Raw genomic sequence first — 23,207 nt, 5'->3', positions numbered from 1 at the left:
TTCGGATCCCGGCCGGAGGGGGCCGGGAGCGGTGGGCACGCTCAGGCGAGCGCGTGCGCCAGGGCGTCCACGGCCCGGCGCTGCTGGTCCGGGGTGATCTGCGGGTACAGCGGCAGCGAGAGGATCTCGCCGGCCGCCGCCTCGGCGTGCGGGAAGTCGCCGCGCGCGTACCCGAGCTGCCGGTACGCGGGCGTCAGATGGACCGGCGCCGGATAGTGCACGCCCGCCCCCACCCCGCCGGCGTTCAGCCGGTCCACCACCGCGTCGCGGTCGGAGCCGGGCACCCGCACCACGTACAGATGCCAGACGTGCGCGTTGCCCTCGGCGGTCACCGGCCGGATCACCCGGCCGGCCTCGGCGAACGGGGCGAGCAGCTCGTCGTAGCGGGCCGCCGCCGCCCGCCGGGCCGCGTTCCCGGCGGCCAGCCGGCGCAGCTTCGCGCGCAGCACGACCGCCTGGAGACCGTCGAGCCGGCTGTTGAACCCGGGGACGTCGTGCCGGTACTTGGCGACACCGCCGTGGTTGCCGAGGGCCCGGATCAGGGCGGCGGCGTCCGCGTCGTCGGTGAGCACCGCGCCCGCGTCGCCGTACGCGCCCAGGTTCTTGCCCGGGTAAAAGCTGGTGGCCGCGATCCCGCCGCTGCCGGGGGTACGGCCGTCCCGGCTCGCGCCCTGGCTCTGCGCCGCGTCCTCCACGATCCGTACGTGCCCGGGCAGGCCGGCCGCGAGCGCGGCGACATCGGCGCACTGCCCGTACAGATGGACCGGCACCACCGCGCGGGTGGCCGCGCCGGCCGCCGCCACCGCCGCCTTGGCGTCGATCAGCAGGGTGTCCAGCGCGCAGTCGACCAGGACCGCCCGGGCCCCGGTGCGGGTCACCGCCCCGGCGGTGGCGATGAACGTGTTCGCCGGCAGCACCACCTCGTCGCCGGGGCCCACGCCGCTCGCCCGCAGCGCCAGTTCCAGCGCGTCGGTGCCGTTGGCGACCCCGACGACATGGGCGACGCCGCCGAACGCGGCGTACTCGCGCTCGAACGCGGCGACCTCCTCGCCGCCGATGAACGCGGTGTCCGCGAGGATCCGGTCGAAGCCGGCGCGCACCTCCGCGTCGACCTCCGCGTGGGCCGCCCGCAGGTCGACCAGGGGAATCCGGTCCATCAGACGTTCGCTCCTCGTGCCGGGACCGCCCGGGACGTCCGGGCGGCGGTGTCGTCGGGGTCGAGCGGTAAGGACGGCGGGCCGGGCACGGCGGACCGGGCGAGCCGTTCCAGCGCCGGGGGCGGCGCAGCGCGCAGACGGCGTGCCGGGGACCCGGCCCACACCTCGCCCGGCGGGACGTCGGCCAGGACCACGGAGCCCATCCCGACCAGCGACCAGGCGCCGACCGCCGTCCCCTCGCGGATCAGGGCGCCCGCGCCCAGGTAGGCGCCCGGCCCGATCCGGGCGGCGCCCCCGAGCCGTACGCCCGAGGCGACCGTCGCGAAGTCGCCCACGGTGTCGTCGTGCGTGAGGACGGTGTGCGGCATCACCGCCACATGCCGGCCCACCCGCACGGCCGACGTCAGCACGGTGTGCGCGAGCAGCACCGTGCCCGGACCGAGTACGGAGTCGGCCGAGACCGCCGCCGTGGGGTGGACGACCGTCGTGTAGCGGTCCTCCGGCAGCCGGAGGCGGTCCACGATCCGGGCCCGGGCGGCGTAGTCGCGCGGATTGCCCACGCACACCACGAACACCGCGTCCGGCAGCGTGCCGGCCCGCCCGGTGCCGCCGAGCACGGGCACGCCGTCGATCCCGGTGCCGTGCAGCGCCGGGTCGTCGTCGAGATGGCCCGCGAGCGGCAGCCCGGCGGCGCGGGCGGCCTGCGCGGTCTCCCGCGCGAAGCCGCCGGCGCCGATGATCACCAGGGGACGGGTCACCGGCGTACCGCCGCGTCCCGCAGCACCGCGACCACGCGCTCCTGCTGTTCGTCCGTCATCGTGTGGAACAGCGGCAGGATCAGCGCGTCGCGCGCGAGCCGCTCGGTGACCGGCAGCGGCGCCGCCGGGTGGTCCGCGTAGGCGGGTTCGAGATGGCTCGCCATGATGCCCCGGCGGGCCGAGACCCCGGCCTCGGCGAGCAGCCCGAGCAGCGCGTCGCGGTCCACCGGGAAGTCCTCGGCGAGCAGCACCCAGTACGACTGGACGTTGCCCTGCCCGTACGCGGGATCGCGTACCGGCGTGAGGCCCGGCACGTCCGCCAGCAACTCCCCGTAGCGGGCGGCGAGTTCACGGCGGCGGGCGACCAGCGCGTCCAGCTTCTCCAGCTGCGCGAGGCCGACCGCGGCCTGGATGTCGGTCATCCGGTAGTTGAACCCGGTCTCCAGATAGCGCTCCAGGACCGGCTTCCCGCTCGCGTGCCGCTCGGCCGCCGACACGTCCATCCCGTGCTCGCGCAGCCGGCGCAGCCGGGCCGCCCACTCCGGGTCGTCCGTGGTGACCATGCCGCCCTCGCCGGTGGTCAGCAGCTTGCGCGGATGGAACGACCAGGCCGCGAGCAGCGCGCCCCGCCCGACCGGCCCGCCGTCCACCGTCGAGCCGATCGCGCAGGCCGCGTCCTCGACCAGCGGCAGCCCCCAGTCCGCGCACGCCGCGCGCAGCGCGCCGACGTCCGCCGGCACCCCCGCCTGGTGTACGGCGAGCACGGCCCGGGTGCGGGCGGTGCGGACCGCGTCGACGGTGGCCGGGGTCACGTTGCCGGTGGCGAGGTCGACATCGGCGAAGACCGGCACGGCGCCCACGTACCGTACGGCGTTGGCGGTGGCGATGAAGGACAGCGACGGCACCACCACCTCGTCGCCGGGCCCGAGGCCCAGCGCGACCAGCGACAGGTGCAGGGCGGTCGTACAGGAACTGACGGCCACGCCGTGCCGGGCCCCGACCCGCTCCGCGAACGCCTCCTCGAAGGCGGCCACCCGCGGACCCTGCGCGACCCAGCCGGACCGCACCGTCTCGGCGGCGGCCCGCGCCTCCTCCTCGCCCAGCCAGGGCACCATGACCGGGATCCGCGCGGGCGCCGGCGCGGCGGACTCCGCCGTGGCGGCGGTCCGCTCTCCGCGCCACCACTCCACCAGGTCCCGCAGCCCGCCGCGCAGATCGATCTCGGCCTTGAACCCGATCCGTTCCTCCGCCAGCGCGGTGTCGGCGAGCCGCCGCGTCACCCCGTTGACCGCGCGGGCCGGGCCGTGCACCGGCTCCAGATCGGAGTCCATGGCCTCCAGGAGCGCGTCGGCGAGTTCGCGCAGCGAGGTCTCGGTCGCGCTCGCCACGTTGAACACCTCGTCCGTGACGTCCGCGCGCGCCGCCAGGATGTTCGCCCGGGCGATGTCGCGGACGTGCACGAAGTCCATCGTCTGGGTGCCATCGCCCAGGATCAGCGGCGGCTCGCCCGCCTCGATCCGCTCCATCCAGCGGATCAGCACCTCCGTGTACAGCCCGTGGATGTCCATCCGCGGCCCATAGACGTTGAAGTAGCGCAGGGCCACGTAGTCCAGGCCGTACATGGCGTGGAAACTGCGCAGCATCCCCTCGTTGAAGGCCTTCGCCGCCCCGTAGAACGTGTCGTTGTTGTACGGGTGGTGGCGCTCGGTGGTCGGGAAGGACTCGGCCAGGCCGTAGACCGACGCCGAGGACGAGGCGATCACCTTGCCCGCCCCGGCGGCGGCCGCGGCCTCCAGGACGTTGAACGTGCCGTCCACCATCACCTCGTTGGCCAGCCGCGGCTCCTCCGCGCACTGGGTGATGCGGATCGCCGCCAGATGGAAGACGAGATCGGCGCCCGCCGTCACCCGCCGCACGGTCGCCGCGTCGCGGATGTCGCCCTCGACGAGGTCGACCCGCCCGCTCGCCAGCGCCCCCGCCAGGTTGGCCCGCCGTCCGCGCACCAGGTTGTCGAGCACGACGACCTCGCGCGCCCCGCCCTCGACCAGGAGGTCCGTCACATGGGAGCCGATGGTGCCGGCCCCGCCGGTGACCAGGATCCGCTTGCCCTGGAAGTCGTTCAACGTCCTGCTCCCGCCGTCTCGTTCAGGTGCGTGTGCACGCTCTTCGCGGACCGGTCCGGCCCGGTCCGCAGCCCGACGACCGCGCCGCGGAACTCCAGGCTCCGCGAGGCCGCCTCCAGGATGTCCAGCACCCGCAGGCCCGCCCGGCCGTCGGTCAGCGGCGCCCGCCGCTCGGTGATCGCCGCCGCGAACTCGTCGACCATGGCGCGCAGGGCCTCCCGCTCCCCGAGGGCGGGGGCGACCATGTCGCCGCTGCGGTACGAGATGAGGGCCTGGCGACGCTCGTCCGCGCCCAGGTCCCGCGGCGTCGCCAGGTCCACCCCGCGGTCGAAGACCGCGATGCGCTGCGCCGGGTTCAGGTCGTCCCAGATCAGCGTCCGCTTGGCGCCGCCGACCATGGTGGTGCGGACCTTGGTGGGGGAGAGCCAGTTGACGTGCACGTGCGCGATGGCCCCCGTGCTGAGCTGGAGGGTCAGATACGTGATGCAGTCCCGGCCCGCCCCGATCGGGTCCGCGCCGTGCGCCGCGACCGCCACCGGCTGGACGTGCTCGGGCAGGATGAAGTCGAGGATGGACAGATCGTGCGGGGCCAGGTCCCACAGCACGTCGATGTCCCGCTGCACCAGGCCCAGGTTGATCCGTACCGAGTCGACGTAGTGGATGTCGCCGAGCGCGCCCTCGTGCACCAGCTCGCGGATCTTCGACACGGCCGGGGTGTAGCAGTAGGTGTGGTCGCACATCAGGGTCAGGCCGCGGTCCTCGGCCTCCGCGACCAGCCGCAGCCCGTCGGCGTACGTGGTGGCCAGCGGCTTCTCGACCAGGACGTGCTTGCCCGCGCGCAGCGCCGCGAGCGCCACGTCCAGATGGGTGCCGGCCGGGGTGGCGACGGCGACCGCGTGCACCTCGGGGTCGGCGAGCACCCCCGCGTAGTCGTCGGTGGCCCGCACCGTGGAGTAGCCGCCGAGGACGTGCCGGGCGCGGGCGGCGTCCAGATCGCACAGCCAGCGCAGCCGGAACCGGTCGCTGGCCTGGAAGTTGCGGACGAGATTGGGGCCCCAGTAGCCGGCGCCTATGACGGCGACCCCCAGCCGCTCGTCGGGTCGGTCGGCGTCGTTCAACGTGTTTCCCTCCAGGTCGGTGGGCGTGCCGGGGCGGTGAGACGGATCGGAGCGGTCCGGTGGACCGGAGCGGTGCGCGGGGTCGGGACGGCGTACGGACACGGGGTCGGGGCGGGCCGGACGGGGGCGGCGGGGCGGTGCGGCGGCCACGTCAGTACGCGCCCGTGCCGCGCAGGACGGCGGGACCGGTGCGCAGCAGGATCACCGTGTCGAGGGTGAGCGACCAGTTGTCCACGTACGCCAGGTCGAGCCGTACCGCCTCTTCCCAGGGCAGGTCGGAGCGGCCGCTGACCTGCCACAGACCGGTGAGCCCGGGCTTCACGAGCAGCCGCCGGCGCACCTCGTGGCTGTAGCCGGCGACCTCCTCGGGCAGCGGGGGCCGCGGCCCGATCAGCGACATGCGACCCGTCACCACATTGAGGAGCTGCGGGAGTTCGTCGAGGGAGTAGCGGCGCAGCGTGGTGCCGACCCGGGTCACCCGGGGGTCGTCGCGGACCTTGAACAGCAGGCCGTCGCTGTTGTGGTTGGCGTGCGCGAGTTCGGCGCGGCGGTCCTCCGCGTCGGTCCGCATCGTACGGAACTTCAGCATGGTGAACGGCTTGCCGTGCAGGCCCACCCGGACCTGCCGGAACAGGGTCGGGCCGCGGCTGCCGAGCCGTACCGCCAGCGCCACCGCGCCGAGCAGCGGCGACAGCAACAGCAGGAGCAGGGCGGCGATCAGACGCTCCGCCATGTCCTTCGGGAGCCGGGCCCAGCGGGACAGCCGGGGGGCCCGGACCTGTATCAGTGGCACCCCGCCGACCGGCCGTACCGCCAGCCGCGCGGCCGACACGTCGCCGTACCCGGGCGCGATGAGGAAGTCGCCCCCGGCGGCGGCGGTGCTCCAGGACAGACGGCGCATCTGCGCCGGGTCGAGGTCGGGCGACGGCAGCACCACGACGGCGCAGTCGCCCCCGAACGTCCGTAACGCGCTCTGGACTTCACCGACCCCGCCGAGTATCGGGACCCCGCAGACGTCCACCGCCTGCGGGTCCTCGGAGTCGGTCAGGCACACCCCGGCCAGGTTCATGCCCTGGAACACGGCCGCGGCCGGAGCTCCGGCGCGGCTGTCCCGTAAGAGCGCGGCGAGGAGTTGCCCTATCCCGGCGGCCGGGCCGACGAGCACGGCGGTGGTCCGGTGCCGCCCGCGCGCCCACAGGCCGCGCAGTCGCCGCCGGAGCGCGTACCGGACGGCCAGCGACAGGGCGGCGGCGGCCGGCAGCGCGAGCATCATCTCGCGCGGCAGCTCCGCCTCGCCCGTCAGTCCCCAGCCGAGTACCGCGGCGAGCGCGGGCACGACGAGCGCGGCCCGCAGCACCTGCCGGTACAGCCCGCCGCCGGACCCGAACGAGGCCGGCGCGTAGGCGTGGTGCGCCGCGAGCGAGCCGGTCCAGGCCGGCGGCAGGCAGAGCACCGCCGGCCAGTGGCCGCCGGTGCGCAGCACCAGGAGCGCGGCGACGACGGCCGCGACGGTGTCCGTGGCCAGCAGGACGAGTTGATGTCTCCGTTTCCACCGCGGCCGGTGGAAGCCGGATCCGGAGTGGTCGGCATACGAGGATTCGACACGGTGCCGCTCATGCGTGACCGGCAGGACGGTCATCCATTCCCCCCAAGGGCGCTTCGCGCGCACCCCCGACACCGCCGCGCCCCATCCCCCTTGGTCGGCCCACGGACGCGACGGTTCGCGGGCAGGGGAAGGACGGCGGCGGCCGATGAGGGTACGCGGCTCTTCCGCCTGAACTGAACGGTGCGGACCGGTCACAAGTCTCCCCAGCCGCGGCCAGGCCCGCACAGAACGCAGAAACCGCCCAGGACGAGAGAGATGTCGCGACCCAGGCGGATCCGGCAGCGCTCAATCTAGACCAACTCGGGCAGCCCATCCAGGAGTTGTGGAAAAGTCCCGGAGATACGCGAAAGAAACGCGGGAGAGGGACAGGACGGTCATACTGACGCCGTGCCCAGCATCGTGATCCCCGCGCACAACGAGGAACGCACCCTCGGCCGGCTCCTCGCCACACTCCTGCGCGGCACGGCCGAGGACGAGTTCGACATCCTCGTGGTCTGCAACGGCTGCACGGACGGCACCGCCGCCGTCGCCGCCGCCCACGGCCCGCGCGTCCGCGTCGTCGAGACCCCCGTCCCGTCCAAGCACCAGGCGCTGCGCCTGGGCGACACGCATGCCCGCGGCTTCCCGCGGATCTACGTGGACGCCGACGTCGAACTCGGCGCCGCCGACGTACGGGCCCTCGCCGCGGCCCTCACCGGACCGGACCCGGTCCTGGCCGCCGCGCCCGAACGGCACCTGCCGATGACGGGCTGCAGCTGGCCCGTCCGCGCCTACTACCGGGTCTGGCAACGGCTCCCCGCCGTCCAAGGCGGCCTGTTCGGCCGCGGGGTGATCGCCGTGTCCGGCACCGGCCACGCCCGGATCGCCGCCCTGCCGCCCCTGATGGCCGACGACCTCGCCGCGTCCCTCGCCTTCGCCGACGGCGAGCGGACCGTGGTCCGTACCGCCCGGGTCGTCGTCCGCCCGCCCCGCACCTGGCGCGACCTCATCCGCCGCCGGATCCGCGCGGCCACCTCCACCGCCCAACTGGAGCGGAGACAAAGGGAGTCGGACGCCGGACGGTCGTCCGACGCGCCCTCCGCCCGCACCGGCCTCGGCGACCTGCGCGCCCTGCTGCGCGCCGACCCCACCCTGCTGCCCGCCCTCGTCGTCTTCCTCACCGCCGCCCTCGTCGCCCGCCGCGCCGCGCGCCGCGCGATCCGGTCCGGCGACTTCGACACCTGGCTCCGGGACGACAGCAGTCGGCAGAGCTGACCGCGCCCCTCCCACCCGGCGGGAAGCGGCGGTGAAACCGTGATGCCGAGGCCCTCGACGCGGGGCACGCCCCTGCGCGATGATCACGCCCGCACCACGCCACCCCCCGCTCGACCCTCGCATCCCCAACGGGAGGACGTTGATGGCACGCCGCATATCCCGCGGCCTGATCGCCGCGGCCACCGCCGCCGTGGCGCTGATCGCCCCGGCCGGTGCCGCCACCGCGGCCGGTCCGGCCCCCGCCGCCCCGGCGGCGACCGGCCCGCAGGCCCGCATCTTCATGGTCAACCCGGTCCAGGCCACCGGAGACCAGACGCTCACCGACGCCAAGGACGCCGCCGACGCGGTGCCCGCGTCCGCGTACGCGCTCGCCGAGCTGCGCAACCTCGACGGCAGCGGCACGCTCACCGGCCGCTGGGCCTCCGTGAAGTCCGAGACGGGCCCCGCCGCCAAGCTCGCCGCGGCCGGCTCGTACAACCGGAGCGACGACCAGTTCGAGCAGGTCATGGCGTACTTCTGGGTCAACGAGGCCCAGGAGTACCTCCAGGGCCTCGGTTTCGGCTCCGACCTGCCCGGCGCCAACGACCGCCCGCAGGCCATCCGGATCAACCAGTGGGGCGCGGACAACTCCTTCTTCACCGACAAGAAGAACGAGATCCGCTTCGGCAAGGGCGGCGTCGACGACGCCGAGGACGCCGAGGTGATCGTCCACGAGTACGGCCACGCCGTGCACAACGCCCAGGTCCCCGGCTTCGGCACCTCCCCGGAGGCCGGCGCGATCGGCGAGGCCTTCGGCGACTACCTGGCCGTCGAGGTCGGCGCGCACGCCGCCGGCCGCTACGGCTGGGCCGTCAAGACCGAAGCCGCCTGCGTCGCCGACTGGGACTCCACCCCGTACAGCGGCACCCCGCACTGTCTGCGCCGGCTCGACGGCACCAAGGTGTACGCCGACCGGGTCGGCGAGGTCCACGCCGACGGCGAGATCTGGTCCCGCGCCCTGTGGGACATCCGCGGCGCGCTCGGGGCCAGGACCGCCGACCGGATCATCGTGAACGCCCAGTTCGGCTTCGCGCCCGGCACCTCCTTCGAGGACGCGGCACGGCAGACCGTGACGACGGCGCAGCGCATGTACGGCACGAGCGCGGCGGACGCCGTCCGCGCCGCCTTCCGGGCGCGTCAGATCCCGGGGATCTGACGTCCGCGACCGGGGTTCCGCCCCGCGGGTGATCCGCGGGGCACTCCGGTGGCATCCCGCGCACCGGCGGGATCCCGGCCGCCGCGAGGGGTAGCGAGGAGAAGACACCCACCCCCGCGCGACGGAAGGATTCCCCCCCATGGATACGGACAGGAGCGTCGGCTTCGTCCAGTCCTTCGACCGCGGCGCCGGCTACGGATTCGTCCTCGCCATCGGCTCCGAGGAACCGGTCTACTTCCGCGCCGAGGACGTCGAGGGCGAGGGGCTCTCCGAGGGGCAGCAGGTCTCCTTCGTCCTGGTACTGGGGGAGGGCCGCTTCGAGGCCAGGGAACTGCGTCCCTGACCGTGCGGAGACCGGGGCGGGCTCGGGCGGACCCTTCGTTCCCTCCGTTCGCCTGTTACGCCCACGCTCTTGACGTCCGGCCGGCGGCGCCGGTTGCATGACGCGTCCCGTACGGTTCCGCCCCGGCGGGCCCGTACGCGCGGGCCGCCCCCAGCCCCTCCAGGAGCACCAGATGAGCACGGCCGACCTGGTCTTCACCGGTGGTCCCGTCTTCACCGGCGATCCGGCCCGCACCCGGGCCTCCTCCCTCGCGGTCACCGGCGAGCGGATCACCGCCGTCGGCCACGACGAGGTCAGGGAACTCATCGGGCCCCGCACCGAGGTCGTCGACCTCGGCGGCCGGCTGCTGATCCCCGGCTTCCAGGACGCGCACATCCACGCGGTGTTCGGCGGCATGGAACTGGCCGAGTGCGATCTCACCGGAGCCGGCGACGCCGACGGATATCTGCGCGCCGTCGCCGCGTACGCCGCCGCCCACCCCGACGAGCCGTGGATCACCGGCGGCGGCTGGTCGATGGACAGCTTCGAGGGTGGCCTGCCCTCCCGCCGTCAACTGGACTCCGTGGTCGCCGACCGGCCCGTCCTCCTGGTCAACCGCGACCACCACGGCGCCTGGGCCAACACCCGGGCCCTGGAACTCGCCGGGATCACCGCCGACACCCCCGACCCCGCCGACGGGCGGATCGAACGCGACGCCGGCGGCGTCCCCACCGGCATGCTTCAGGAAGGCGCCACCGCCCTCGTCGCCCGGCTCGTTCCGCCCACCACGCCCGCCGACCGGCTCGCCGGACTGCTGCGGGCCCAGCGACTGCTGCACGCCTTCGGCATCACCGGCTGGCAGGACGCGATCCTGGGCGAGTTCAGCGGCCGGCCCGACCCCTCGGACGCCTACCTCGCCGCCGCCCGGGACGGCAGCCTCACCGCCCGGGTCACCGGCGCGCTGTGGTGGGACCGGGCGCGGGACGCCGAGCAGATTCCCGAACTGGTGGCCCGGCGCGCGGCCCTGAGTCACGGCCGGTTCCGGGCCGGGTCGGTGAAGATCATGCAGGACGGCATCGCCGAGAACTTCACCGCCGCGATGACCAGCCCCTATCTCGACGCCTGCGGCTGCGCCACCGCCAACGCCGGACTCAGCTTCGTCGACCCCGAAGCCCTGCGCGCGCACGTCACCCGGCTGGACGCCCTCGACTTCCAGGTGCACTTCCACGCGCTCGGCGACCGGGCCGTACGCGAGGCCCTGGACGCGATCGAGGCAGCCGTCGCCGCCAACGGACGGCGCGGCAACCGGCACCACCTGGCCCACCTCCAGGTCGTCCACCCCGACGACCTCACCCGCTTCGCCCGGCTCGGCGCGCTCGCCAACATCCAGCCCCTGTGGGCCGCCCACGAGCCGCAGATGGACGCGCTGACCATCCCCTTCCTGGGGCCGGAACGCGCCGCCTGGCAGTACCCGTTCGGCGCGCTCGTACGGGCCGGGGCCACCCTGGTCGCGGGCAGCGACTGGCCGGTCAGCAGCCCCGACCCACTCGCCGGGCTGCACGTCGCCGTCAACCGTGTCCAGCCCGACGCGGCCGACGACCGGGTCTTCCTGCCCGAGCAGCGCCTCGATCCCCCCACCGCCCTCGCCGCCTACACGGCGGGCTCCGCGCACGCGAACGGCCACGACGACGCGGGCAGTCTGCGCCCGGGGTACCTCGCCGACCTGGTCGTCCTCGACCGCGACATCCTCACCGGGCCGCCCGGGGAGATCGCCGGGGCCCGCGTGGAGCAGACCTTCGTCGGCGGGGTCCGGGTCCACGCGGTGTGACGTGACCGTACGCGGGCGGTGCCGGCCGGCCCGTACGCGCGCGGAGGCCACGCGGCCCGTACGCGCGCGTAGCCCGTACGACCGGGCGCACCGTCGTACGGGCTGCGCGGCAGGACGGGCCACGCGGCGGCGCGCGGCGGTCAGCCCACGTGCACCCGGGGCCGCCGGGACCGGTCCGGCTCCGCCTCGCGCAGCACCTCGCGCGTCACCGGCGCGACCTCGCCCTGCCCGAAGAGGAAGAAGCGCAGGAAGTTGGCGAAGGGGCTGCCCTCCGTCCACTCGAAGTAGATGTGCGGGCGGATGCCGGTGGCATCCCGGACGTGCAGCAGCAGGGCCGCGAGGGCGTTGGGGACCGACGCGCTCTCCACGGTGAGCACCCGGTAGCGGCCGTGCAGCACCTCGCCCCGTACCGTCAGGCTCGCCTCGAACTCCGACGGGTCGGTGACCGTCACCTCCACGAAGACGAGGTCCTCGTGCTCGGGGATGTCGTTGTCGGCGCGGATCTGCTCGGTCTTCTCCCGGTACTCGGCCGCGTCCCGGCGGCCCGGCTTGTTGGCGATGAACCGCGCCGTCCGGTGCGAGACATCCCGGACGAATCGTTCCGCCATGGGGTCGAGGTCCATGTCGGTGACGCGCAGCTCGAAGGCGCGGGCCAGCCGGGAGGCCAGCGAGATGAGGATGATGCCGGCGATGAAGCAGGCACCGATCTTCACGCCGTCGGGCCGCTCGATCACGTTGACGACGGTGGTGTAGAGGAACACGGCCGAGATGGCGCCGAAGCCGATCGTCCAGCGGCGCTGGCCGGCCTTGCGCGCCGCGATCGTCACGGCGATGGCCGCCGAGCAGATCAGCACGAGCACACCGGTCGCGTACGCGCCGCCCTGCGCGTCCACGTTCGCGTCGAAGATCCACGTCACGAGGAAGGCGACCAGGGTGAAGACCAGCACCATGGGGCGCACGGCGCGGGCCCAGTGCGGGGCCATGCCGTAGCGGGGCAGATAGCGCGGCATCAGGTTGAGCAGTCCGGCCATCGCCGAGGCGCCCGCGAACCACAGGATCGCGATCGTCGACACGTCGTAGACGGTGCCGAAGGTGTTGCCGAGGTACTCGTGGGCGAGATAGGCGAGCGCACGGCCGTTGGCCTGGCCGCCGGCCTCGAACTCCTGGTGCGGGATGAGGACCGTGGTCACGAAGCTGGTGCAGATGAGGAACACGCTCATGATCAGCGCGGCCGTCGTCAGCAGCTTCTTCGCGCCGCGGATCCGGCCGGTCGGGCGGGCCTCGGTGTCGTCCGGATCGCCCTTGACGTGCGGCATCACCGCCACGCCGGTCTCGAAGCCGGACAGACCGAGCGCCAGCTTCGGGAAGACGAGCAGCGCCACGCCGACCATCGCGAAGACATTGGAGTGCTGCGCGGTCAGGGCCGTCGTCCAGTCCGTGACCACGTGCCGTTCGGTCAGGACGTGCCACATGCCGGTCGTCACGACCACCAGGTTGAGCGCGAGATAGACGCCGACCAGGGCCACCGCGACGCCGATGGCCTCCAGGAAGCCCTTCATGAACACCGCGCCGAGCAGCGCGATGAGCACGAGCGTGATCACCATCTGCTTGTCGTGGAGGGTGGCCGACAGGTGCGGGTTCTCCACGAGGTGGGTGGAGGCGTCGGCGGCCGACAGGGTGATGGTGATGAGGAAGTCCGTCGCGGCGAAGCCCAGCAGGGTCAGGACGAACAGCTTGCCCTTCCAGAACGACAGCAGCCGCTCCAGCATCGCGATCGATCCCTCGCCGTGCGGGCTCTCCTCCGCGACCCGGCGGTAGACCGGCAGCGCGCCCACGAGGGTGACGACGACCAGCACGACCGTCGCGATGGGGGAGAGCAGTCCGGCCGCGAGGGCGGCGATGCCCGGCTGGTAGCCGAGGGTGGAGAAGTAGTCGACACCGGTCAGGCACATCACCCGCCACCAGGGCTGGCCCTGGTGGCCGGTTCCGGACGCCGCGCCGGCACCCTCGGTCGTTCCCTCCGTCGCGCTCTCCGCGCTCGTGGTGCCCTCCTTCGCTCCCGAAGGCTCGGAGGGTGCCGGGCCGCCCGGGGGAGGCGGGGCGGTGCCGGGCCGCCCCTTGCCCATGTCGGACAGCCCTTCCAGCATCCAGGCACGGAGGCGGTCGGTACGGGTGGGGGGAGGGGTGGACATCCAGGCTCCTGCTGTCCGCTGTGGCGGTGGGGGGTCGGAATTCGGCCATCACGCGGACGGCGGCCGAGTCAGCGTATGCAAGGGTCACGTAAGGAACCCGGCCGTTGGCGTCAGGAAACCGTCAAGATCCCCCCGCCGGGCGTTGCGCTGCTCACAACCGGCGCAACCTGAGGGCGTACGTGCCCGTGCGCTCCGGCGCGCGGGACTCCGGCCCGTCGGAGGTGGATCATGCGGATGCCGCTCCGGGACGTGGCCGCGCTCGCGGCCGCCGTTCTCGCGCCCTTCCTCGTCGCGCTCGCGCTCGTACCGGTCCGCACCGGCCTCACCTCCACCAACCTGGCCCTGCTGCTGGTCGTCGTGGTCGTCGCCGTCGCCGCGCTCGGCCACCGGCCGGCCGGCGCGCTCGCCGCGCTGTCGGCGGCCTTCTGGTTCGACTTCTTCCTCACGGCGCCCTACCAGAGCCTCGACATCCGCGGCCGGGCCGACGTCGAGACCGCCGTCCTGCTGCTGCTCGTCGGGCTGATCGTCTCCCGGCTCGGCGCCCGCGGCCGGTTGCTCGGCACCGTCGCGCTCCGCGACGCCCGCCATCTGGAGCGGCTGCACACCACCACCCGGCTGGCCGAATCCAGCCGCTCGCCCGACGACCTGGTCCGGGTCGTCCGCTCCCAGCTCGTCGAGCTCCTCGGACTCGCCGACTGCCGCTTCGAGTACGGGACGCTCCTCGGTCGGCCGCCCCGGCTCCGCCCCGACGGCACCGTCCAGGTCGACGGGTGGATCTGGGACCTGGAACGGCAGGGCTGGCCGGACGGCCCCGTCGAACTCCGGGCCGTCGCGGGCGGGCACTACCAGGGCCGCTTCCTTCTCACCCCCGCCCCCGGCTCCCCGCCGCCGTCCCTGGAATCGCGCCTGGTCGCCGTCGACCTCGCCGGTCAAGCGGCGGCGGCGCTGGAGGGGACGACGGCGGTCCGGGCGGCGTGAGGAGCGGCGTCCACCAGGTGTCCGCCGGGTGTCGGGCAGGGGTCAGCCGGCGGACGCGGCCGGCACGCTCATCGTGACCCGCCACAGCCGGCGCGGCAGCTCGCCCTCCTCGAAGGCGTGGACCTCCCGCAGCTCCCAGCCCTCGGCCAGCCGCTCCACCAGCTCGCGCGGGAAGAAGTGCACCGCGAAGCCGCCGTGCTCGTGGATGTCGTCGCCGCGCGCGACCCCCGTGCCGTAGTGGGCGTCGCCGGTGTGCCGCACGGTGTAGACGAACGTGCCGCCCGGCCGGAGCACCCGGCGGACCTCGCCGGCCAGCTCCTCGATGTGCCGCGTCGACAGATCCATGCACATCAGCATGTGCGCGAAGACGGCGTCCTCCGACCCGGTGGCGAACGGCAGCGGCTCGCGTACGTCCACCACGGCGGTGGTCACCCGCCCGGCCGGCCCCGCGGCCTCGGCACGCGCGGCGAGCTGCCCCAGGGCCACCGTGCTGAAGTCGGCGGCCCGCACCGTGAAGCCCCGCCTGGCGAAGTACAGCGCGTCACGCCCGTGACCCGCGCCCAGCTCCAGCACGTCCCGGGCGCCGGCCGCCGCGAACACGTCGGCCGCGTACCGCGCGGGCGCCGACGGCTCCTCCCCGTACATGCCGGGATTCTCCTGGTAGATGCGCTGCCAGTGGGCGCGCGGTGCGTCCCGCGCCATGGGGCGCAGGGTAGCCTGGCCCGCCTGCGGCATGGTCACGGTGAGCCGCTCGGGCCCGTGGAACACCCAGTCCGGCGCGTAGCGCACGGACACTTCCGGCCGTACGCCCGGTTGGAGAGCGGGCAGCCGGGCGAGGAGTTCCGCCAGCCCGGCCTCGGCCTCCGCGCGGGCCAGGCCGGCCCCGGCGCAGTAGTGGATGCCCAGCCCGAACGCGCAGTGCCGCACCGTGTCCCGGCGGACGTCGAGCCGGTCCGGGTCGGGGAAGTACGCCGGGTCCCGGTTCGCCGCGCCGAGGACCAGGACCATCCGGTCGCCCGAGGGGATCGCGTGACCCGCGAGTTCGGTGTCGCGCAGTGCCCACCGGGTGACCATCTGCACCGGCGGGTCGTGACGCAGGAACTCGTCCACCGCCCCCGGCAACATCCCCGGATCCGCCCGGAGTTCGCCCCGCAGCTCCGGCCGGCCGAGCAGGGCGAGCACCGCCTTGCCCAGCAGCCCCGTGGTGGTCTCGTGTCCCGCCGTCAGCAGATGCACACAGGTCGCCGTCTGTTCCTCGGGCGACAGCGAGGTCTCCTCGTCGGCGGCCCGCACCAGCGCCGACAGCAGATCCCCCCGGTCCCGGCCCGGCCCGCGCCGGGCGTCCAGTTCGCGCCGGAAGTACGCGGTGAGCTCGGCCGCCGCCCGGTCCGCCTCCACCATGCCCGCCAGGGTCCGGTCCACCCGCGCCCCGCCCGCCCGTTGCAGCGCGAGCGCCCGTTCCCGGAACCAGCCCTGCCGCTCCTCCGGCACCCCGAGCACGCCCGATATGACCAGGAGCGGGAACGGTGCCGCGAACTCCCCCACGAGATCGACGCTCTCGCGTGTCATCAGCCGGTCGACGAGCCGCCCCGCGGTCCGCCGGATCGCGGGCCGCAGCGCCGCCACCGGACCGGCCGCGAGGGCGGGCGCCACCAGCGACCGCAGCGCCGTGTGCCGGGGCGGGTCGAGGAACACCAGCCAGTTCTCGACGACCGCGCGCAGCACCGCGTACCCGGGTGGCAGCGGCGCCGCCGAGCCGGCGCCCGGCGCCGTCCTGCCGAACTCCCGCCGGGCGAGGACCCGCGCCACCTCCGCGTACCCGAAGACGTACCGGGTCGTCGGCCCGCGCGTGCCGCACGGGACCACCGCCGGGCGGACCGCGTGCACCGGCCCGGCCTCCCGGTAGCGCCGGTAGACGGGGTACGGGTCGGCCAGGTCCAGCCGGGCCGGATCGAAGGCCGGCAGTCCTCCCTCGGCGGGCCCGGCGCTCACCGGCCCGCTCCCCGCACCAGATCGACCAGCGCGCCGGGGTCGCGTGGCGGGCGGGTGCCCCGCCAGGCCACATGCCCGTCCGGGCGGACCAGGACGTACGGCAGCTCGTAGCGCCGCGCGACCTCCGGGACCGTGCAGCGGACCACATGGAGCGGGACCCGCCGCTCCGCGAACGCCCGTGCCAGCCCGTACGGTTCACCCGCCGCCGCGCCCACGCCCTCCGCGACGGCGTCCGTGAACGCCAGCAGGACGAAGTCCCGCCCGTACAGATCGAGGGTGGAGCGCCCCGGCGCCAGCCACGCGTGCGGGGCCCGCGCCCCGGGCAGGGCCGACGCGTTCACCCCGGCCCCGGATGAGGGCCCCGCCCCGTCGGCGGACTCGGCCGCGACGACCGGCGAGACGTACCGGTACGCGAAGTGCATCTCCGGCCGGTCGAACTCGCGCCCCACATCGGAGGCGGCCAGTTCCCGGCGGAGCGCGGCCCGCGCCCGCTCGCCCATCGGAGTGTCGTCGAGGAGCGCGGGCGACAGCCGCCGTTCCTGGGTGCGGCGCAGGTTCACGTTGGCCTCCGTGATCCCGGCCACGGCCACCGGGCGCCGCTCGGTCTCGTACGAGTCGAGCAGCCCCGGCCCCGCCCAGCCGGCCAGCGCCGCGGCCAGCTTCCAGCCGAGGTCGGCCGCGTCGCACACCCCCGTACTCATGCCGAAGCCGCCCGACGGCGACAGCGTGTGCGCCGCGTCCCCGGCCAGGAACACCCGGCCGGAGCGGTAGTGGTCGGCCACCCGGTGCGTCAGATGCCAGGCCCCGTCGGCCTCCACCGTCAGCGGGGTGTCGAGGCCCACCGCCCGCCGCACCATGGTCAGCGCGGACTCGGCGGTCACCGGGGCGGTCAGCCGGTACGTCCCCCGGCCGTCGATCACGCGCAGCGGATAGCGCAGCCCGGTCGGCGAGGTGAGGAAGTACAGCAGCGGGGCGTCCGGGCCGAGCAGGCGCGGCAGTTCGGGCGCCCGGAACACGATGTTGCGCAGCATCCGGGGCGGATACAGCTCGGGCACGTCGATCCCGCAGATCTTCCGCACGGACGACCCCGCCCCGTCGCAGCCGACCAGATACCGCGCGCGCACCTCGGAGCGGGTGCCGTCCGCCCGGGCCACCGTCGCCGTCACCCCGCCGGGCGCGGTGGTGAACCCGAGCAGCCGGCAGCGGGTGCGCACCGGCCCGGCCGGGTAGTGGCCCAGCCGGTCGAGGAGCAGCGGCGCCATCCAGTGCTGCGGGCAGATCGCCTCCGGCTCCGGGGTGTGCTCGGGCAGCGGGCGGGTGGCGACCGTGCCGAACGGCAGCCGGTGGATCTCGTGTCCGCCGATCGCCGTCACCCAGGCCACGTCCAGACAGTGGTCGTCCGGCCAGCCCGCGGCGCGCAGCGTGCCGGACACGCCCCAGCGGCGGAACATCTCCATGGCACGTGGTCCGACCGTGGTGACCCGGGGATCGGCCGGGACGCCGTCGCCCGCCTCGATCAGGGTGAAGTCCACCCCGCGGTGGGCGAGATCGAGCGCGAGCGCCAGACCGACCGGACCGCCGCCCACGACCAGGACGTCCGTCTCCCAGCCGCCGCGCTCACCCGGCCTGCGGTACGTGTACGTGTTCATCGCCTCACCGTTCTCCTTCCGCACGGAACCGCTCGGCGTAGAAGGCCATCAACTCGGGGACCCGGTCGGGCACCCCGGCGCACGCCCGCGCCATCCGGGCCAGATGCCCGAAGCGCATCGCGAACGCCCGGCGGGCCACGTCGGGCCGGGGGAGGGCCACCGGGGGCTCCTCCAGTTCGAAGGACGGACCGGCCGTACGCCCCCGCCAGCCCGAGTCCAGCGTCACGAGCAGCTCGGCCAGCGGGCGCATCATGCCGGTCATCACGTCGATCGCCGTGTTCATCAGCGGCGAGCGCCGCAGACTCGCGTCCGGGCTCTCCGCGAAGTGCTGCACCATCAGCTGGAGCATCAGGAAGTAGCAGCGGTTGAACAGCAGCGTCACCTCGCGGGCGTGCGGATCGCGGATCGTCGCCCGGCCCGGATGGGTCGGGTCCAGCGTCGGGTTGCGCAGCGCCGGATACGCCGGACTCCACGGCGCGCCCTGCCCGCCGGGGCCGTCCGCCCGCTCGCTCATGAGGAGTTCGCCGAGCCGGACGAAGGTGTCGTGGTGGGACTCGGGCACCGGACCCGGCGCGTCGAGCACCCCGCCCTCGCCCTGCTCGGTGACGAAGTCCACCGCGAACAGGGCGCTCGGCAGGTCGTCGACCTCCAGCTGGTAGTCGGGGTGCCGGGCGTCCACCGTCCGGCCGAGGAAGAGATGGTGCTCGCCGCCGCCCCGGCCCCGGTCCACCAGGAACAGGTCCGGGACCCGGGTCAGCCCGTCGCGGATCGCCGTGTACAGCTCGCTCGGCGAACCGAAGGGCGTCGCCGTCGCCTCCTTGGCGGAGACGGCACGGCCTCCCGTACCCGCGGATCCGGCGGAGCCGAGGAGCCCGGCCGGGCCGGACGAGCCGCCGGGCCATACGCTCTCCTCCGCCGGGCCGGCACCCTGGGCACCGCCCGCCAGCCGCTCGGGCCGCTCGATGGCGATGAACCGCTGCACACTCGCCAGGTCCAGCGGCTCCAGGGCGAAGTCCAGCGGCATCGGCAGCCGTCCCGGCGCGCCGAAGTCGATCGCCGGCACATGGAACGGCTCGCCCATCGCCGTCAGGATGTTGTTGACGACGAGAAAGTGGATCATCTCCTCGCGGGCCACCTCGAACACGCTGTCCCGGATCCCCTTGCGCAGCGTCTCCCCACCGTCGCCGCAGGCCAGCCGGAGCTGCCGGGGCGTCCACACCCCGCGCCGCACGTACGCGAACCCGGCCGCGTGCGTCGGCAGCGAGTACCCCGCGTACAGGTACTGGAGCGAGGTCGCCAGCTCCACCGAGACCGCCAGCCACAGCGCCGTCCGCAACTGCGCCCGGGTGGTGATCCGCGGCGCCGCCGAGGCCGCCGCGGGCGTACTGACCGGGAGCACCGCGTCGGCGGCGGCCCGCGTCCGCAGATACGTCAGGAGCAGCCGGGCCTTCGGCAGCGTCAGGTCCCGGGACTGCGGCATGTAGTACGTGCGGTCCCGGTTCGCCGGATCGCACATCTGCCAGATCAGCTTCGCGTACGTCTCGACCTTGCACCGGTCCTCAAGGCTGAACACCTCGTCGCGCATGAACGGATACAGCTGCTCGTAGCAGGCGAAGACCTCCCGGTGCAGCAGCTCGAAGGACACCTGCTCGTTCGGTACGGCGTCCAGGTGCCAGTCGTCGGCGAGTACCCGGACGTGCGCCCCGCCCGCGCCCGCCCACCAGCCCAGCGCGTCCGCGTCGTCGTACGCGGCGGCGGCCGAACCGGGGGCGTCCAGCGGGCAGGGCGGGGTGTCCTCGGTGTCGGCCGCGAGCAGCAGCCGGGCCGTCCCGGCCCGCGCCCCGCGCAGCGTGAACCAGCCGCACCCCTGCTCGTCGGTCACCACCCGGCACCGCTCGCCGAAGGCGTCGGCGGCGTCGGTGGTGTCGGACGCGCCGGGGGCGTCGGCAGTCTCAGGAACCCCGGAAATCTCAGGAGCCTCAGCGGCCCCAGAAGTCCCAGGGGTCTCAGGAGTCCCGGAGGTCTCGCCGGCCCCGGCACCCTCCGCTCCTTCAGTTCCCGCCTCAGGTCCCGCCTCAGGCTCCGCCCCCGGCGCGGCCTCCCCCTCCGCGAGCCGCCCCGGACGCAGCTCGACGATCCGCAGCCGGCCACTGCGCGCGTCCGGCGCGGAGGCCACCGGATCGCGGGGCAGGGCCCGGGGGTTGGCGAACTGCCGGACGACGACCGTCCGTCCGGCCGCCGGCCGGCCCCGGACGAACGCCCGGACCGCCACCTCCACGGCGTGGTCCTCGCCCCGCTCCCGGTCCGGGTGCTCGACGAACAGCGCGGCGTCGTCCGCGACCACGACCGTCTCGCGCTCCCGCAGCCACACCACCCGGCCGCTCCCCGTCCCGTCCGCGCCGACCAGGCACAGCCCCTCGTCGTCCGCCCGGGCCGCGCCCGCCCCGGCGACCGGCACCGTCACCACCCCGGGGCCCCGGGCGCCGGTGTCCCGCACCACCGCGACCAGCCGGTCCGTCACCGTCGTCCGCAGTTCCAGGTCACCGGTCCCGGGCCGGCCGAACGGCAGGTTGAGCACGGCCCGGTCGGATGTCACCCACACCGAGCAGATCCCCGCCCGCCGCCCCCGCGCGCCCCCGCCCGAAGAGCCCGAAGAGCCCGGGCGATCCGGGGCCCCCTCGGAACCCGACGAGCCCGCGCAGCCGTACGGGACGAGCAGCCGGCCCGCCGGATGGGTGCGCGGCTCCTCGGGGCGCCAGGGGGCGATCACCCCGTGCAGCCGCCAGCGCTGCGGGGCGTCGCCGGGACCCGTGTGCCCGTGCCCGGGCGTCCCCGGCTCCCCGTCCGCGGCCAGTGTGAACTGCACCAGGAGCCCGCCGTGTCGCCCGGCGGCGGCGCGCAGCGCGACGGCCGCGGGGGAGCCGGCGGCCGGCCCGTCCGGCCAGTCGAGGGCGGGCCCCGCCGGCACGGCGAACTGGTGAAGTACGGACGGCACCGGGGCGAAGGACTGCCAGCGCGGCGGCTGGAACCCCGTCACGTCGCCCAGGCACACGTACCCCGAGTCGTGCGACCGGCCCTCCCGGCCGAGCGCGAACCGGCCGGCCATCAGCGTCGTCGTCCAGGCCGAGGCCGGGTCGACGTCGAAGACCCGCGCCCGGTTCGCGGTCGTGCCCAGATACGGGTTGTAGTGCCCCCACAGGTCCACGGCCCGCCCCACCAGCGGATCGGCCGCCCCCGCCGTGCCCCCGGCCGGACCGCCGCCGGGGTCCGCCGGGTCCGCCGGGCGGCCCTCCGGCCCCTCCACGGCCGTGATCCGGGCGTCCACCGAGAAGTGGCCGTTGCCGGAGAAGTGGCCGCCGCGCGCCCCCCGTTCGGCCAGCAGCGCGTGGCAGTCCGCGGCCGGGCCGTCCGGCACCAGGACCGTGTTCGTGGCCAGATCGAGCAGACCGGCCCCGGCCGCCCCGCGCGGACCGGTGGGCAGCCGGGTGAGCGCGGTGCCGGCGAAGTACAGCCGGGGGGTGTCGAAGACGCTCACGCCGCCGCCTCCCACATCTCCGGGCCCTGGCCGGACGCGAACCGGGCGCCGGTACGCCCCTCGATCGCCCGGACCGCCACCAGGGCCGACTCCACCGCACCCTCGATCCAGGCGGGCTCCGACGAACAGTGCTCGCCCGCGAAGAACAGCCGCCCCTGCGGGCGCGTCGCCCGCAGCCGCTCCTCCTCGCAGGCCGCCGCGTCCCGCCCCCAGCGGATGGTGCAGCCGCCGACCGTCCACGGATGCTCGCCCCACGCCACCCCGGTCACCCCCCGGACCATCCCGCGGCGCAGCAACTGCGGGTGCATCCGGGCGAGTTCGTCGAGCACTACGCGGTGCCGCCGGCGGACCGGCATCCGCCCGAGGATGTCGGCGTCCTCCCCGATGGTGTAGCTGGCGAGCAGCGCGGCGCCCCGCTCCCCGGCGTCGTGCGCGCCGTCCTCCGGGGCGGCGGGATAGTACGTCTGCCGGATCAGCCCGCCGCTGAAGGAGGCGCCGCCCCGGATGCCCTCCCGCTCCCAGAACGGCTCGCGGACGTGCACGGCCACCTTGGTCGCCGGGCAGTAGACGACCTCCCGGACGACGGACAGCTTGTCCTCGTCGAAGCCGCGCAGGACCATCCCGCGGAGCACCGAGAACGGCACCGTGCACAGCACCAGGTCGGCGGGGCGCACGACGGCCAGCGGGCCGCGCCCTATGCGCAGCCGCACCTGGTCGCCGGACACCTCCACGCCGGTGACCTCCTGGCCGAGCCAGATCGGACCGCGTATCCGGGCGGCGAGCCGCTGCACCAGCTGGTCCATGCCGCAGGCGAGCCGGATCAGCTCGGGGCTGGTCTCGGTGAGGATGTCGTCGAGGAAGCCGTTCAGCCGGGTGCCGCACGCGGAGCGGATGTCCGGATGGGCGGCGAACAGGCCGTGCACGTCGATGCGGTCCTTGTGGTCGCCGCGCAGATGGGGCGTCAGGTCGATCCGCTCGACGCGGTCGAGGAGGTCGCGCGCGAGGTCGGCGCGCAGCCCGGTGCGCAGGGCGGGCGGCGCGATGGCGTCGACGACGGCCGCCAGCCAGGCGCCGAACACCACGGTCTCGTCCCGGTAGTCGTCGCGGGCGAGCGAGGCGCGGACGTCCGCGATGAGCCGGCGGGGCGCGTCCCGCAGCCGGACGTGGCCGCCGCTCGTGGCGAGCAGGGCGTTCTCCTCGGACAGCAGGGTGACGAACGGCCGCACCTGGTCGCCGAGCCCCAGCCGGTCTATGTAGTCCATGGTGCGGTGGTGGGCGGTGGGGACCCGCATGGCGCCGAGTTCGACGAAAGGGGCACCCTCGTGCGCGCCGAAGCGGTGGGTGCGGACGCGGCCGCCGAGCCGGCGGCTGCCCTCCAGTATCTCCACGCGGTGGCCGAGGCGTTCGAGTTCGTACGCGGCGACCAGGCCGGCCATCCCCGCGCCGATGACGGTGACGGTGCCGCGGGTGCGCGTCCGTTGCTGGGACATGGGCTGACTC

General features: G+C 74.8%; 15 protein-coding genes. 5 read left to right on the top strand and 10 right to left on the bottom strand.

Translation table 11 applies throughout. The features are described 5' to 3' along the window. Window positions 1-41: 41 nt before the first annotated feature. The 5 genes from ABZ693_RS12025 to ABZ693_RS12005 form a co-directional block, all read right to left on the bottom strand. Window positions 42-1,157, bottom strand: a complete 1,116-nt coding sequence (locus tag ABZ693_RS12025) for a DegT/DnrJ/EryC1/StrS family aminotransferase (RefSeq protein ID WP_359875741.1) — start codon at window positions 1,155-1,157, stop codon at window positions 42-44. Further along, window positions 1,157-1,915, bottom strand: coding sequence for an acetyltransferase (locus ABZ693_RS12020; protein ID WP_359875740.1), 759 nt, complete (start codon window positions 1,913-1,915; stop codon window positions 1,157-1,159). The genes ABZ693_RS12025 and ABZ693_RS12020 overlap by 1 nt, the downstream gene beginning before the upstream one ends. Beyond that, window positions 1,912-4,038 carry an aminotransferase class I/II-fold pyridoxal phosphate-dependent enzyme gene (locus ABZ693_RS12015; protein WP_359875739.1) on the bottom strand — a complete coding sequence of 709 codons (2,127 nt, stop codon included), beginning with the start codon at window positions 4,036-4,038 and terminating at the stop codon, window positions 1,912-1,914. Before ABZ693_RS12015 ends, ABZ693_RS12020 begins: the two co-directional genes overlap by 4 nt. After that, window positions 4,035-5,156, bottom strand: coding sequence for a Gfo/Idh/MocA family protein (locus ABZ693_RS12010; RefSeq protein ID WP_359875738.1), 1,122 nt, complete (start codon window positions 5,154-5,156; stop codon window positions 4,035-4,037). Before ABZ693_RS12010 ends, ABZ693_RS12015 begins: the two co-directional genes overlap by 4 nt. A 151-nt stretch (window positions 5,157-5,307) precedes the next feature. Beyond that, complete coding sequence (locus ABZ693_RS12005; RefSeq protein WP_359875737.1) at window positions 5,308-6,795, bottom strand: sugar transferase; 1,488 nt, start codon at window positions 6,793-6,795, stop codon at window positions 5,308-5,310. Window positions 6,796-7,149: 354 nt separating this feature from the next. On the opposite strand from ABZ693_RS12005, the gene ABZ693_RS12000 reads away from it, so the two are divergent. From ABZ693_RS12000 to ABZ693_RS11985, 4 genes are all read left to right on the top strand, one after another. Then, window positions 7,150-8,016: a glycosyltransferase family 2 protein gene (locus ABZ693_RS12000; protein ID WP_359875736.1), complete on the top strand. Its 867-nt coding sequence runs from the start codon at window positions 7,150-7,152 to the stop codon at window positions 8,014-8,016. A gap of 142 nt (window positions 8,017-8,158) precedes the next feature. Continuing rightward, window positions 8,159-9,211 carry a M4 family metallopeptidase gene (locus ABZ693_RS11995; RefSeq protein WP_359875735.1) on the top strand — a complete coding sequence of 351 codons (1,053 nt, stop codon included), beginning with the start codon at window positions 8,159-8,161 and terminating at the stop codon, window positions 9,209-9,211. A gap of 139 nt (window positions 9,212-9,350) precedes the next feature. After that, window positions 9,351-9,554, top strand: coding sequence for a cold-shock protein (locus ABZ693_RS11990; RefSeq protein WP_359875734.1), 204 nt, complete (start codon window positions 9,351-9,353; stop codon window positions 9,552-9,554). 172 nt (window positions 9,555-9,726) lie between these two features. Then, window positions 9,727-11,361 carry an amidohydrolase gene (locus tag ABZ693_RS11985; protein WP_359875733.1) on the top strand — a complete coding sequence of 545 codons (1,635 nt, stop codon included), beginning with the start codon at window positions 9,727-9,729 and terminating at the stop codon, window positions 11,359-11,361. Window positions 11,362-11,501: 140 nt separating this feature from the next. Here the strand turns inward: ABZ693_RS11985 and ABZ693_RS11980 are convergent, their stop codons facing one another. Next, window positions 11,502-13,553 (bottom strand): APC family permease, encoded by a 2,052-nt coding sequence (locus tag ABZ693_RS11980; RefSeq protein ID WP_359875732.1) that lies wholly within the window; start codon window positions 13,551-13,553, stop codon window positions 11,502-11,504. Window positions 13,554-13,781: 228 nt separating this feature from the next. Between ABZ693_RS11980 and ABZ693_RS11975 the strand changes: the two genes are divergently transcribed. Further along, entirely contained in the window at window positions 13,782-14,531 is a 750-nt protein-coding gene (locus ABZ693_RS11975) for a DUF4118 domain-containing protein (protein WP_359875731.1), read from the top strand. Window positions 14,532-14,573: 42 nt separating this feature from the next. Here the strand turns inward: ABZ693_RS11975 and ABZ693_RS11970 are convergent, their stop codons facing one another. The 4 genes from ABZ693_RS11970 to ABZ693_RS11955 are packed head-to-tail and all read right to left on the bottom strand — an operon-like array spanning window position 14,574 to window position 23,197. After that, complete coding sequence (locus ABZ693_RS11970) at window positions 14,574-16,523, bottom strand: cytochrome P450 (RefSeq protein ID WP_359875730.1); 1,950 nt, start codon at window positions 16,521-16,523, stop codon at window positions 14,574-14,576. Continuing rightward, complete coding sequence (locus ABZ693_RS11965; RefSeq protein WP_359875729.1) at window positions 16,520-18,172, bottom strand: FAD-dependent monooxygenase; 1,653 nt, start codon at window positions 18,170-18,172, stop codon at window positions 16,520-16,522. The genes ABZ693_RS11970 and ABZ693_RS11965 overlap by 4 nt, the downstream gene beginning before the upstream one ends. A gap of 4 nt (window positions 18,173-18,176) precedes the next feature. Continuing rightward, window positions 18,177-21,707, bottom strand: a complete 3,531-nt coding sequence (locus ABZ693_RS11960; RefSeq protein ID WP_359875728.1) for a ferritin-like domain-containing protein — start codon at window positions 21,705-21,707, stop codon at window positions 18,177-18,179. After that, window positions 21,704-23,197: a flavin monoamine oxidase family protein gene (locus tag ABZ693_RS11955; RefSeq protein ID WP_359875727.1), complete on the bottom strand. Its 1,494-nt coding sequence runs from the start codon at window positions 23,195-23,197 to the stop codon at window positions 21,704-21,706. The genes ABZ693_RS11960 and ABZ693_RS11955 overlap by 4 nt, the downstream gene beginning before the upstream one ends. Between the last annotated feature and the right edge of the window lie 10 nt (window positions 23,198-23,207).

Origin of the sequence: Streptomyces laurentii (genome assembly GCF_040635425.1) — a bacterium.
GTDB classification, from domain to species: Bacteria; Actinomycetota; Actinomycetes; order Streptomycetales; family Streptomycetaceae; genus Streptomyces; species Streptomyces laurentii.
The sequence above is the reverse complement of the archived record's forward strand: the minus strand, read 5'-3'. Positions and strand labels throughout refer to the sequence as shown.

Coding starts and splice junctions, on each gene's coding strand:
- ABZ693_RS12025 (WP_359875741.1), bottom strand. CDS start 1,157: ATGGACCGGATTCCCCTGGTCGACCTGCGGGCGGCCCACGCGGAGGTC.
- ABZ693_RS11980 (WP_359875732.1), bottom strand. CDS start 13,553: ATGTCCACCCCTCCCCCCACCCGTACCGACCGCCTCCGTGCCTGGATG.
- ABZ693_RS11955 (WP_359875727.1), bottom strand. CDS start 23,197: ATGTCCCAGCAACGGACGCGCACCCGCGGCACCGTCACCGTCATCGGC.
- ABZ693_RS11985 (WP_359875733.1), top strand. CDS start 9,727: ATGAGCACGGCCGACCTGGTCTTCACCGGTGGTCCCGTCTTCACCGGC.
- ABZ693_RS11975 (WP_359875731.1), top strand. CDS start 13,782: ATGCGGATGCCGCTCCGGGACGTGGCCGCGCTCGCGGCCGCCGTTCTC.
- ABZ693_RS11995 (WP_359875735.1), top strand. CDS start 8,159: ATGGCACGCCGCATATCCCGCGGCCTGATCGCCGCGGCCACCGCCGCC.
- ABZ693_RS12005 (WP_359875737.1), bottom strand. CDS start 6,795: ATGACCGTCCTGCCGGTCACGCATGAGCGGCACCGTGTCGAATCCTCG.
- ABZ693_RS11990 (WP_359875734.1), top strand. CDS start 9,351: ATGGATACGGACAGGAGCGTCGGCTTCGTCCAGTCCTTCGACCGCGGC.
- ABZ693_RS11965 (WP_359875729.1), bottom strand. CDS start 18,172: ATGAACACGTACACGTACCGCAGGCCGGGTGAGCGCGGCGGCTGGGAG.